Here is a 12,444-nt window from a genome sequence, read left to right as displayed (position 1 = left end):
ACATCGATATAACCCGGAGCGAGACCGGTCTGTAAGATAAAACCTGTGGAGGCCTCTTTGGCCAATGCTTTTATTTGATTGGTCTCTGCCACATATTCGGTGAGGTTGGCGTAATGCATATGAAACTCCTTTGCAAAGCCGGCCATCTTTGGCGCCTGGGTGCCGGGCAAGCAATCGAGAAGAATGTCCCCTTGCTCAAAAACCTGTTTCATTTCTTCAGAAATACCCGCTTCCAAAAGATGAAAGGCCTTTATGGTACAGTCGCGGGTAGTGCCATCGGCAACCCATTTCACCAGCTTTTCCGCTTTGGAAAGTGTTCTGTTCCCAATAAAAAGGGTAGGGGTAACGGTACTCCATTCGGCGAGTATCAGGGCAACAGCCTCAGCAATGCCCCCTGCTCCTGCAATAATGATGGTGTGATGATTTTTCATGGCTTAAAGTTGAATAAATGTACGAAGAATTAAGGATTAAGAATTAAGAATTAAGACTTGACTTAGGACATAAGACAGGGAGGCAAGGTGACAAGGTGACAAGTAGAGGGGGAGCAAAGGTGATTCATTTTTAATGATTTTCTTTGTGTACCTTCGTGTCTTTGTGACTTTGTGGCGAAAGTACGTTAAGGATTGTTACTGTTTAGATGGTGTATAGATACTGTATAGATAGTTTATTGATGCACCAATTCACTGGCTTTAAAAACGGCACTCCATTTTTCAATAAATGCTTTGCTCAGCTTTTTCTCTTTAACGGCTATTAGATTGGAGTATAAAGAGGAGTCTCCTTGTATCACATAGTAAAGTTGGGATTCCGGTGTGGGGTCATCTTTAAACCGCGGTGATTCAATGGTAAAAAGTGCCCAATGGTTCTTGCCGGTTTCATCTTTTTCAAGCACTGTTAATTTTGCTTTGGGTGCGCTTTGTTTCATTTGGTTATACATTAAATCCATGTACACATCCATCGGGACGTTGTTAATCCCTTTAATGGAGATCATGGTCCCGATTATTTTCCAATCCTGCAAAGTCTGGCTTTTGGGTATCAATTCGATCATATGCATCGATTCATTTTCCTGATTGGACCCAATGACCCATTCATATTCTTCAGGCCAGTCAATTTTTAGGTTTTCGATTTTGCCCTGTGAAAAGGCAGTAAGTGAAATGAGAAAGATAAGTATGGGTAGGATTTTCATGGTGGTGTGGATTGATTGGTAAATGGTTTGATAAGTTCAAATATAGATTAATTTGTTTTTTAATTGAAGTATTATGTACAAAGTATTAAGTATTAAGACTGAAATATTAAAACCTTGATCAATCCCTGTAAGGGTCTCCATTTACAGCCGTCAGGATGCATATCAGGTGTAAGATCAAGCCGGGAATAATTAGAAAGATGTATCCTATAATTGTAACAATAAACCACAAGATTCCCTCGCCCACATCGCCTTTATACATTTGCCCGGCCCCGGGAATCAAAAAGCTTAATAGTGCAGCCACACCCGGGCTCCATTTTCTGATTCTGTGAACTTGTGGAGGTTGTTGTTTATTTCTTAGTGAACGAAATTCATCATTCAGGATTTCCCCACAATGCTTGCATTTTATGGCTTCCAGGATGATTTCTTCAGCACAATAGGGGCATCTTTTGGTTGAACGTATGGTGTTAGTTTCCATTTTGTTGGTCTTTTGCGGAATATTTAAGAAGGGGATATTGCCCCCTACGTTATTCTCATTTGCTTTCCTCCTTCGCATAAAGCTACGGAGTATGAAAAGCTATTGAGGATAAAAAATCTTCGGAGGCTAAAACAAATATATAAAAAATGTTAAAACCCTGTTGTTTCAAAAGTAGATTTAAATAGAAAAGAAAGTAAAGAGTAGATAGAAGAGACGGAAAAAGTATTTAGTACAAAGACACGAGCGAAGCGAATTTACCTACCGAATCCGCCAAAGGCGGAGAAGGTAGGCTGTGCGCCGTGTCCGCCGAAGGCCGGAAGCAATTAACTCGAGCGATAGCGAATTTACCTACCGAAGACAGGCAGGCGAAGCAAATAAGAGGCTTTGAATCTTTAACCCACCTCGCTTAAGTTTTAGCTTTCCATCCCTACATTAACCAAAAAAAAGTCCGCTCTGATAAGAGCGGACTTTCTGCTTTAAGTGACCTCGACTGGAGTGCTTCGCATCCAGGCAAAGCTCCGCTTTGAAATTAGTACAAACAAAAAAACGCTCAAGTAAACTTGGCGTTTTTTCTTATTGTACTAATTATTCGTGACCTCGACTGGATTCAAACCAGTAACCTTCTGAGCCATAATCAGATGCGCTATTCAGTTGCGCCACGAGGCCTTTTTGCGGGTGCAAATATAGGTTTTATTTTAGTGTGTGCAAAGATAAATTATACTATTTCAGCACTCAAACCGGCTTCCAGAAGCATGGTGCAACGGGGCTCTAAATCGTCATAACTGCCGGTTTTAACAGTGCATTTTCCTTTGTAGTGGACAATCCATGCGCATTGTTCTGCTTGAAGAGGGGTGTGGTCGCAGGCATAGATTAGGGTTTCTATCACATGGTCAAAGGTATTGACATCGTCATTAAACAAAACGATTTCATTTTCCTTAGCTTCGTCTGTAAGGACATCAATTTCTTCTTGTATTTTTTCTTTGCTGCTCACCTTGTAAAAATAATAAATTCCTAACTTTTAATGAATTTTGCCCCCACCCAGTTATTTCGGGTCAAATATTCAACGAGTTTCAACTTGTGTTTATTGCATTCTTTTTCAATGGCCTCAAGGTCTTCAGTGTAAAAACCGCTGAGGTAAAGTTCCCCTTTTTCAGGCAAACAGGCCGAATAAACTGCCATATCGTTCAAGAGTATGTTTCTATTGATGTTTGCTATAATTTTTTCATAATTTTTTCCTTTCAGTAAGGAAGCGTCCCCTTCAATCACGGTGATGTGCTTGCAGTTGTTGCGTTCGGCATTTTCAATGGAGTTCAGGTAGCACCAGTTGTCAATGTCGATGGCATCAATGGGTTTTGCGCCTTTCATTTCGGCTAAAATAGCCAGTACAGCCGTTCCACAACCCATATCCAACACTTTTTTATTCTGCCATTCGTTTTTTAAAATGTGCTGAATCATCATATGGGTGGTTTCATGATGCCCGGTTCCGAAAGACATTTTGGGTTCGATGACAATGTCAAATTCCACATCGAGCTTTGGGTGAAAAGGGGCTCTTACCGAACATATATCATCTACGAGTATGGGTTCAAAGTTTTTTTCCCATTCTTCGTTCCAGTTGATTTGCTCGATTTCCTTTCGTGTAAACGAAATTTGAAAATCTGGATTTTTTAGTATCTCAACATCATCCAATAGATTTTCATTCCACTCATTTTTCTGAATGTATGCGGTTACCCCTTTATCGGTTTCAATAAAACTTTCAAAACCGGCATAACCCAGTTCGGCAATGAGGATGTCGCGGCCTATTTCAAGTGGACTGACCTTAAAGTCAAATTCCAAATAGAGATTTTCCATTAAACAGCTTTAATAATTTCAATAAACGAATCAACTTCAAGTGACGCACCGCCCACGAGTCCGCCATCGATGTCGGGTTGAGAGAACAAGGCTTTGGCGTTGTCTGGTTTGACACTTCCGCCGTAAAGAATGGAAACAGCTGCGGCAGTATCACTTCCAAAAGCACCGGCAATGGTTTCCCTGATGTAGTGATGCATTTCCTGTGCTTGTTCGGGACTGGCAGTTTCACCGGTGCCGATGGCCCAAACGGGTTCATAAGCTATAACGATGTGTTGCCAGTCGCTTTTATTTAATGAAAACAAAGCGGTTTGCAACTGACTTTTAACCAATTCAAAGTGCTTGTTTGCATTCCGGTCACTCAATTTTTCACCCACGCAAAAAACGATGTCCATTTTATGTTTTAGTGCGGTTTGGACTTTTTGCTTTAGGATGATGTCGTTTTCGCCAAAATATTCCCTGCGCTCACTGTGGCCAATGATGGTTCTTTCAATGCCGATGCTTCTAAGCATTTCGGCAGAAACTTCACCGGTGAACGCCCCCTTTTCTTCCTGATGCATGTTTTGTGCAATGATTTCTATGGGATATTTTCTAGTTGCTTCAAATGCGTGCCAAAGGTTTGTAAGTCCGGGAGCAATGAGTATTTCGGCTTCGGTTTTGGGTAGTTTTTCGATAAAAAAGGTAAAAAAATCGTTGGCCTCTGCCAGGTCTTTGTACATTTTCCAGTTTGCTGCTATTATTTTCTTTCTCATAACCGGTGGGTCTTGTATTTCGAAACAAAGATACATCAAGAAAATGTTTAAAAAAATTGTAAGTTCAAAGAGAAAAGTATAAATTTGTATAGATTAAAGTATAAAAGTATACATTGTAACTATAGATATAATGAAAAAGCATCTTTCAAAGTCATATAAATCCACTGAAGAAAACACTTTCGCTGCAAATGAGCCCACTGTTTATTATGTAGCAAATACGCCCACGCCATTAAATGTTTTAACTTCATTTGAAAAGATGCAAATCATTCGGCGAGGCATCACCAAACGCTATTTGGAAAGTTTCAAAAAAGCCACTTCTCTGGACTATGGCTCTTTAGCCGATGCACTTTTAGTAACCAGGGCAACGCTTATCAATAAAAAGGGCGATGAAAAATTCAATGATCAGGTGAGTGAAAGAATCGTTTCCATTGCAGATTTGTACGCTTTTGGTTATGAGGTTTTTGAAAATAAGGACCGTTTTAACAAGTGGATGTTTGCCCCCAATCAGGGTCTGGGCGGTGAGGTGCCTTTTCATATTGTAAACAATCAATATGGGCGTGAAGAAATCAAAAGCCTTATCGGAAGAATTGCCTATGGTGTTTATTCTTAGTGTATGTTAGTTTACAGAATAGGAAAAACACAGTTCATTCGCGATTTGGATGGAGTGGGTTCCAAGTTGTATGGCGGAAGATGGAATCATGAAGGTTTTCCGTGTATATATACTTCTGAAAGCCGGGCCTTGGCAGTGTTGGAATATTTAGTAAATGTTTCTATTGAGTTTATTCCCGGGAAGCTGAGTTTGGCTACCTTTGAAATCGATGATAACCATATAGAAACTATTTCATTAAATACCCTTCCGAAAGACTGGCAGCAAATTCCCGCTTCCTTTACTACTAAAAATTTTGGAACAGAAAAGTTGAAGAATGGTGAGCCGTGTTTTAAAGTTCCGTCGGTGGTTATTTATCAGGAATTTAATTATATCATCAATCCGCTGGTGGGGAAACATTTTTTTAAACAGGTTGATGTACAGGATTTTGTTTATGATGTGAGGTTGAGGGAGAGTTAATTATTTAAAAAAGCCTTTGTCTTTTTCGTCAATACCATTTAAACAAAATCACTATTCATAGTTACCCCCTAATTTTCGGATCTAAAATCCCGTAAATTATATCTACAAAGATATTGATTAAGATAAACATAGTTGCTATAACAATAACAGCTCCCATAATAATTGGTAAATCAAGGGTGTTGAGCGCGTCAACAATCTCTTTTCCGAGTCCGTTCCAGCCAAAAATATATTCCACAAACACTGCCCCGGCAAGCATAGAAGCAAACCAGCCCGAAATGGCGGTCACAACAGGGTTTAATGAATTTTTCAACGCGTGCTTTCTAATGACCTGATAGGTGCTCAAGCCTTTTGCACGTGCGGTGCGGATGTAGTCCTGATTGAACACTTCCAACATGGAGTTGCGCATCAGCTGAATGACCACCGCCAAAGGGCGAATACCCAAAACAATGGCAGGAAGGATCAGGTTTTTCCACTGAATGTATTTCCCCTCGCCAAAATCATCCACTTCATACAAACTTCCGGTCATGTTCAGGTTGGTGTATTGATGTAACACATAACCAAAAAACCAGGCAAACAAAATGGCACTGAAAAAGGAGGGAACGCTCATTCCCAGCGTACTGAAAATCTGTATGGTTTTATCCATCCAGCTGTCTTTGACCAAGGCTGAAATGATTCCGAAAAAAATACCAATCAGCAACGCTATGGTTATGGCCGAAACTGCCAAAACAATTGTGTTGGGTAAAGTTTCAGCAATCACTTCGGAAACGTTTTTCCCGCTTTTTTGAAAGGATTCCCTGAAGTAAGGCACTTTTATTGCCACGGTTGTGTTTCCGAAATCAAATAGCGATATTGCACTGTATTTCCCCGGACTTAAAAAGGTGTAGTCTTCTACCTTGTTGCTGTGAAGGGAGATAGGGGACAGGTCGTTGAGATAATAAAGGTATTGTGTGCCAATGGGTTTGTCAAAACCATACTTTTTCTTGACCACTTCAATTTGCTCCGGGCTTTCGTTTTGGCCCAGCATCATTCTGGCAGGATCGCCGGGAAGTATGGTAAACAGAAAGAAAATCACTGTTACCACACCCAACAGGGTCAGTAACGCATAAAATATTTTATATAATACATACCTGACCAAAATGATTAAAGTTCAAGCTTTAAAGCATCGTTCCAGTGGTATTTCTGCTCTATGGTGCCTTTGTGAAGTTTTACGATACCCGGATTGCTTCTCAAGATGGTTTTTAGTACTGTTTGGTCACAAAAATAAAAATCAAAATTCAAGTCGTGTTCTGCTCTTAACCGGTCGATAGGTTCACCAATGGATGCTGAAAGACCAATGACTGTATAGCCCTTTTGCATGGCTTTATCGGTTGTTTTTTTGATGTTTTTAAAACCTTTTGGATTGCTTCGTTCTATGTTGTAAACAATCACCATCACCAGTTTTTCTTTACTTAAAAACTCATCCGTCAGGATTTCTTCCTCGCTTTCGATAGAAAAATCAAGTATGGGCGGAACGTAGCCTTCACTGATTTTTTTGGTATCCACACCCAAAAATTCACCATCCACAGAGGGATAATCTCCAAAAGTAGTCACCACTTTTTCTTCGCCATTCACATCAAATTTCCAACTGTATTCAAAAACAGCACGTGGGGCATCAGGAGGAATGGACATCGATTCCTGAATGTTACTTCCAATTTTATAAGCCCTGAAATCGATAAAAGGCAGATGGTTAAGCACCTGATAAGTGATGAATACACAGATTAAAATTGTACCCATAACAATAAACTTCAATTTAGACTTTTCAATCAGTGGGGTGATGTATTGCTTTCCGAAAAACAGTATTAAAATAAATACGAGTAATATGATGTCTTTGATAAATGACTCCCAGGGGGTGAGTTTAATGGCATCACCAAAACAACCGCAGTCAGTCACTTTGTTGAAATAAGCCGAGTAAAACGTAAGGAACGTAAAAAACACGATCATCAACAATAAACTCCACACAGTGAATTTTCTAGCATAGCCGATGATGACCATCACGCCAAGGAGTACTTCATATACCACCACAAATATGGCAATGGCCAGTGCATAAGGCACTAAAAATTGCAGGTTCAATACATCAGGCGCAAAATAATCTTCCAGCTTAAACGCAAACCCCACAGGGTCATTCAGTTTGATGAGACCGGAGAATATAAACAATCCGCCAACTAGGATACGGGAGATAAAAACGAGTAATTTCATTGTTATTTAATTTTTTTTTCACCGCAAAGTCGCAGAGTGCGCAAAGAGGGTTTCCTTGTTCTTTGCGCTTTCATTGCGGTCTTTGCGTTTATTTTTTATTTTCATTTATATGTATGAGTGCAAACACAGCATAATTAATCATATCCTGATAATTGGCATCAATGCCTTCGCTTACCAAGGTTTTGCCCTGATTGTCTTCAATTTGCTTGACGCGTAACAACTTTTGGATGATCAAATCTGTCAACGAACTCACGCGCATATCCCTCCAGGCTTCTCCATAATCGTGGTTTTTGTTTAGCATCAGGCTTTTGGTTTCGGTGATTTTTTCATCATACAAGGTAGTGACTTCTTCAAGGTTTAAATCGGGTTGTTCCACCACGCCTTTTTCCAGTTGTATAAGCGCCATCACACTGTAGTTGATGATTCCGATAAACTCGCTACTTTCATCTTCATTGACCTTTCTCACTTCATTCTGCTGCAAACTGCGGATGCGTTGTGCCTTGATAAAAATCTGGTCAGTGAGAGATGGCAACCTTAATATGCGCCACGCACTGCCATAATCTTTCATTTTGTTGATAAACAAGCCCCTGCAGGTTGCGATGACTTCGTCGTATTGCTGTTCGGTTTTTGACATATTCTAAAAACGATGTTCTCTTAAATGGGTTTACCTACAAAAATACACTTTCGCGCGGGAAGTCCTAAAAAAAAGTAGAGAAAGAGTTATTTTTGCTTTAAAAATAGTTCAATAATACCGCTTTCGCGAAAACTGACTTATGACTATCAACTGCAAAGGAACACTTATCGATTTATCCACTCCCAAAGTGATGGGAATCCTCAACATTACACCCGATTCATTTTATGACGGAGGCGCGCTCAAAACGGATGCAGCATTATTAAGTCAAGTCGAAAAAATGCTTACCGAAGGTGCCACATTCCTTGATATGGGCGGCTACAGTTCGCGACCCGGCGCTACTGATATTTCAGTTTCCGAAGAAATCAGCCGCGTTATTCCTGCAATTGAACTTGTTCTTAAAAATTTTCCCGAAGTTCTGATTTCTATCGATACCTTTAGAAGTGAAGTGGCCAAAATAGCCGTTGAAAGCGGCACTGCCATTGTCAATGATATTTCAGCAGGAATGGGCGATGAAGCCATGTTACCCACCGTAGCACAACTGCAAGTGCCTTATGTAATGATGCATATGCGCGGCAACCCGCAAACCATGCAATCCCTCACCGATTATGAAAATGTTACCCTCGATGTGTTGCACTATTTTTCTGAACGAATGGCCGCTGCTCGGGCATGGGGTATCAACGATATCATAGCCGACCCCGGATTTGGCTTTGCCAAAACCATCCCGCAAAACTTTGAATTATTAAGTAAACTTGAACTTTTCAAAAACCTGAATGTTCCGATTCTTATTGGAGTTTCCCGAAAAGGAATGATACACAAAACCTTAAACATCACTCCACAGGAAGCCCTTAATGGCACTACGGCACTGAATAGTATTGCGTTGCTTAAAGGGGCAAAGATATTACGCGTTCACGATGTTAAGGAAGCAGTAGAGGTGGTGCATTTGTTTGAAGCATTAACAGCATAAGTGCTTTTGCAATTGCAAGCTGACTTATGTCATTGATTCAGACTAATGAATTAGCTAATTTAGTTCGTTAAAAATTTGCTGATGCCTGCAATCACTAAAGCAACTACAGTATCTTCTAAACCTGAATTTACAGGCCTTTCTGACGATGAGGTATTGCAACAGCGCAGCCTGAATGGCGCGAATACCAACGAGAAAAGTAAAAACCTGCTACTTGAAAACATCCTTTCTTTTGTGAAAGAACCCATGTTTATTTTGTTACTCGTTGCTTGTGGTATTTATTTTATATTGCAGGAATATACTGAAGCCATTACGATGTTTTTGGCACTGTTGTTTGTGGCCTCCATCGACATTTATCAAAACTTCAGAAGTCAAAAAGCCGTAAAGGCCCTAAACCGCATTTCTCAAAAAAAAGCCAAAGTCATCCGTAATGGGGAGACTATTGAAATAGCACCTGAGGAATTGGTGACCAACGACATCCTTATCTGTGAAGAAGGAATGATAGTTTCTGCAGATGCAGTGATTGAGGCATCCAATGATTTTTCGCTTAACGAATCCATACTCACCGGAGAGTCTGCAGCAGTTGAAAGGTTCAAAGGAGATGAGATCAATCAAGGCACCCTTGTGGTGAGAGGGTATTGTTATGCGAAAATAACTGCTGTTGGTCAAAACACCGCCTTATCAGGGATTGGAAAATTGGTGGCTTCAACAGGAAAAGAACAAACGCCGCTCCAAATAAAAGTGACCAAATTTGTAAAAGTAATGGTCATCGCGGGGGGATTTGCTTTTGCTTTTGTATGGATTTATCATTGGTGGGAATCAAAAAACCTGTTAGTGGGCTTGCTTCACGGTCTTGCCATGGCCATGTCTGTGCTTCCTGAGGAAATTCCGGTGGCTTTTTCTGCTTTTATGGCACTTGGAGCTTACCGCCTCTTTAAAAAGGGAATTATTGCCAAAACACCCAAAACGGTGGAAACACTGGGGTCTGCCACTGTGATTTGTGTGGATAAAACAGGTACACTTACTCAAAACCTGATGCAAGTTGCTAAAGTATATGACGCCACCTGTGATGATGAAATCTCCTTTCCGGCTGAGGGAAAAGCAACTTCCGTTTTGGAATATGCCATGTGGGCCAGTGAAGTAAGTCCTTTTGATTCTATGGAAATCTCTATTCATGAAATGTATGGTCGCTATTTTAAAGAAGATTTACGGCCTCAGTTTCATATGGTCAAAGAGTTTCCGCTTGCGGGCAAACCTCCTGTAATGACCCACCTTTTTCACAACCAAAATAAAGAGTTGATCATCAGTTGTAAAGGGGCTCTGGAGGGGGTATTAAAACTCTGTGATTTAGAAGAGCATGAAAAGCAACACATTTTAGAAAAAGGAGCTGCTTACGCGAAAAATGGCTTGCGTGTTTTAGGTGTTGCCAAAGGAATTTGGGATAAAGAATCTTTGCCGGAAACACAGGAAGAAACCCCTTTTACATTTTTAGGAATCATCACCTTCTATGATCCACCGGCTGAGAATATAAAAAAGGTAATCAGTGATTTTTATGATTCCAATGTGGCAGTAAAAATGATTACAGGTGACTTTGCTGCTACCGCAAAAGCCATAGCCTTTCAGGTGGGAATAAAAAGTGATCAAGTGATTACCGGTGATGAAATCAATAATCTTGAAGGTAAAGCACTTTTAGAAGCGGTAAAAAACAATTCTATTTTTGCCAGAGTCTCCCCGGAAATCAAACTTAAAATCATTGAAGCCTTAAAAACTCACGGCGAAGTGGTTTCCATGACCGGCGACGGGGTAAACGATGCACCTGCTTTAAAGGCCGCACACATTGGTATAGCCATGGGCAAACGCGGTTCAGATGTGGCAAAAGCTGCAGCAGGTCTGGTACTTTCAGGCGATGATTTATCCAAAATGGTCGATGCGATTTTTCTGGGAAGAAGAATTCATATCAACCTTACTAAAGCAATTCGGTACATCATTTCTATTCACGTTCCAATTATTTTACTGGTCATCTTCCCCATATTTTTTGGTTGGTTGCCTTCGATGTTACTCACCCCCATTCACGTTATTTTTTTGGAATTGATTATGGGACCCACTTGTTCCATTATTTATGAAAACGAACCGGTTCCCAATAATGAAATGAATACCCCCACAAAAACAGGAAAAGCTAATTTGCTGGAATCATCACAACTGGCAATCAGTATCCTTCAGGGAGTTGTCATTGCTTTGGGTTGTTTGGGAATGGGCTATTTTATCTTTACCAACGGAGCAGACGAACAAACAGTGCGGTCTTATATGTTTTCCACACTATTAATTTCAAACATTTTCCTCACCCTGATTAATCGTTCATTTACCGCACCGGTTTGGCAAACAATGAAATGGAAAAACATATGGATACCCATCATCTTGTCTATCTCCATATTGATTTTGATTGTTATTCACAATGTCCCTGCAGCACAAACACTTTTTGAGGTCACTCCGCTTTCGTTATTAGATATGTTACTCCCATTACTGGTTGCATTTGTTTCCACATTCTGGATTGAGATTGTTATCTATTTTAAGCAGGTCAATGCCAAACGGATACAAAGTGTAAGAGTTAACCCGTAAAGTGCCAATTTTAAAGCAGCAAGTACCAAGCACCAAGCACCAAACTCCAAATCTCACTGTGTGACTCTGAGGTGCTCTGTGTAACTCTGTGGTACAACCAAAGCCGAAACCTCTAAAAATTTAAAGCACCACACGAGGCCACCTGCCGAACTGAGCGTTAGCTAAATTCCAAATCTCACAAACTTAATCTTTAAACTTTAAACCTTGAACCCATCTGTCATCGGTCGCCCAAACTACTACCTCACCAACTTCCCATCCACCAGAAAATTAGGGTCTATGCGTAAGCTTGTTACAGGTTTTTCCAATTTTTTAGTTGTCCATTCTACCTTAGGGAAAATCCATTGCAATTCGTTGTTTATGTATGCCCTTACCGGCATATCAAAACCGTCTATTATTTCGCTGTAGCGAAAAGAGAGTTCGTTACTGTCTATCCTAAATTCAACTACAGGAACACGATGATCTCTCAGGTACTGGTCAAAGAATTGTGTTAAATCATATCCAGCCTTTTCGCTGATGTAGTTTTCAATCTGAGCAGTGGTTACTGTTTGGTGCCAAAAGTCGCGGTTGAGTCCTCTAAGGATTTGCAGCCATTTTTCATCGTCTTCAAGCAACTGGCGCAAGGTATGCAGGATGTTTGCCCCCTTATAATACATATCTTTTGAGCCTTTTTGATTGAC

The 12,444-nt window shown here is 40.4% G+C and carries 13 protein-coding genes, 1 tRNA gene and 1 pseudogene; 4 read left to right on the top strand and 11 right to left on the bottom strand.

Features of this window, described 5'->3' with window-relative positions; genetic code table 11:
* The 7 genes from AC6F75_RS07385 to tpiA form a co-directional block, all read right to left on the bottom strand.
* Positions 1 to 431 (bottom strand): saccharopine dehydrogenase NADP-binding domain-containing protein (locus tag AC6F75_RS07385; RefSeq protein WP_500714333.1); only part of this gene is annotated, 431 nt, incomplete at its 3' end.
* 233 nt (positions 432 to 664) lie between these two features.
* Positions 665 to 1,183, bottom strand: coding sequence for a hypothetical protein (locus tag AC6F75_RS07380; RefSeq protein ID WP_500714332.1), 519 nt, complete (start codon positions 1,181 to 1,183; stop codon positions 665 to 667).
* A gap of 118 nt (positions 1,184 to 1,301) precedes the next feature.
* A complete protein-coding gene (locus AC6F75_RS07375; protein ID WP_500714331.1) occupies positions 1,302 to 1,658 on the bottom strand; it encodes a hypothetical protein in 357 nt (118 codons plus the stop codon).
* A gap of 592 nt (positions 1,659 to 2,250) precedes the next feature.
* Positions 2,251 to 2,324, bottom strand: a tRNA-His gene (locus AC6F75_RS07370).
* 49 nt (positions 2,325 to 2,373) lie between these two features.
* Positions 2,374 to 2,649, bottom strand: a complete 276-nt coding sequence (locus AC6F75_RS07365) for an ATP-dependent Clp protease adaptor ClpS (RefSeq protein ID WP_500714330.1) — start codon at positions 2,647 to 2,649, stop codon at positions 2,374 to 2,376.
* A gap of 20 nt (positions 2,650 to 2,669) precedes the next feature.
* Positions 2,670 to 3,506, bottom strand: a complete 837-nt coding sequence (gene prmA / locus AC6F75_RS07360) for a 50S ribosomal protein L11 methyltransferase (RefSeq protein ID WP_500714329.1) — start codon at positions 3,504 to 3,506, stop codon at positions 2,670 to 2,672.
* Complete coding sequence (tpiA, locus tag AC6F75_RS07355) at positions 3,506 to 4,255, bottom strand: triose-phosphate isomerase (RefSeq protein ID WP_500714328.1); 750 nt, start codon at positions 4,253 to 4,255, stop codon at positions 3,506 to 3,508. The genes prmA and tpiA overlap by 1 nt, the downstream gene beginning before the upstream one ends.
* A gap of 130 nt (positions 4,256 to 4,385) precedes the next feature.
* On the opposite strand from tpiA, the gene AC6F75_RS07350 reads away from it, so the two are divergent.
* Both AC6F75_RS07350 and AC6F75_RS07345 read left to right on the top strand, forming a co-directional pair.
* Positions 4,386 to 4,865 (top strand): type II RES/Xre toxin-antitoxin system antitoxin, encoded by a 480-nt coding sequence (locus tag AC6F75_RS07350; protein ID WP_500714327.1) that lies wholly within the window; start codon positions 4,386 to 4,388, stop codon positions 4,863 to 4,865.
* Positions 4,866 to 4,868: 3 nt separating this feature from the next.
* Positions 4,869 to 5,321, top strand: coding sequence for a type II RES/Xre toxin-antitoxin system toxin (locus AC6F75_RS07345; RefSeq protein ID WP_500714326.1), 453 nt, complete (start codon positions 4,869 to 4,871; stop codon positions 5,319 to 5,321).
* 61 nt (positions 5,322 to 5,382) lie between these two features.
* On the opposite strand, the gene AC6F75_RS07340 is transcribed toward AC6F75_RS07345, so the two are convergent.
* The 3 genes from AC6F75_RS07340 to AC6F75_RS07330 form a co-directional block, all read right to left on the bottom strand.
* Positions 5,383 to 6,456: an ABC transporter permease subunit gene (locus tag AC6F75_RS07340; RefSeq protein ID WP_500714325.1), complete on the bottom strand. Its 1,074-nt coding sequence runs from the start codon at positions 6,454 to 6,456 to the stop codon at positions 5,383 to 5,385.
* 5 nt (positions 6,457 to 6,461) lie between these two features.
* Positions 6,462 to 7,556 carry a BT_3928 family protein gene (locus tag AC6F75_RS07335; protein WP_500714324.1) on the bottom strand — a complete coding sequence of 365 codons (1,095 nt, stop codon included), beginning with the start codon at positions 7,554 to 7,556 and terminating at the stop codon, positions 6,462 to 6,464.
* An 88-nt stretch (positions 7,557 to 7,644) separates the two neighbouring features.
* On the bottom strand, positions 7,645 to 8,190 hold the full coding sequence (locus AC6F75_RS07330; RefSeq protein ID WP_500714323.1) for a nucleotide modification associated domain-containing protein: 546 nt from the start codon (positions 8,188 to 8,190) through the stop codon (positions 7,645 to 7,647).
* 139 nt (positions 8,191 to 8,329) lie between these two features.
* Between AC6F75_RS07330 and folP the strand changes: the two genes are divergently transcribed.
* Both folP and AC6F75_RS07320 read left to right on the top strand, forming a co-directional pair.
* Positions 8,330 to 9,154 carry a dihydropteroate synthase gene (folP, locus tag AC6F75_RS07325; protein WP_500714322.1) on the top strand — a complete coding sequence of 275 codons (825 nt, stop codon included), beginning with the start codon at positions 8,330 to 8,332 and terminating at the stop codon, positions 9,152 to 9,154.
* Between the two features lie 81 nt (positions 9,155 to 9,235).
* The gene (locus AC6F75_RS07320; protein ID WP_500714321.1) at positions 9,236 to 11,767 is read left to right on the top strand and encodes an HAD-IC family P-type ATPase; all 2,532 of its coding nucleotides are present in this window, start codon (positions 9,236 to 9,238) and stop codon (positions 11,765 to 11,767) included.
* Positions 11,768 to 12,003: 236 nt separating this feature from the next.
* Here the strand turns inward: AC6F75_RS07320 and AC6F75_RS07315 are convergent.
* Positions 12,004 to 12,444 (bottom strand): annotated as a pseudogene (locus AC6F75_RS07315) (M1 family peptidase); the annotation flags it as partial.

Source organism: Planktosalinus sp., from assembly GCF_059864935.1.
This window is presented reverse-complemented; position numbering and strand designations above follow the sequence as displayed.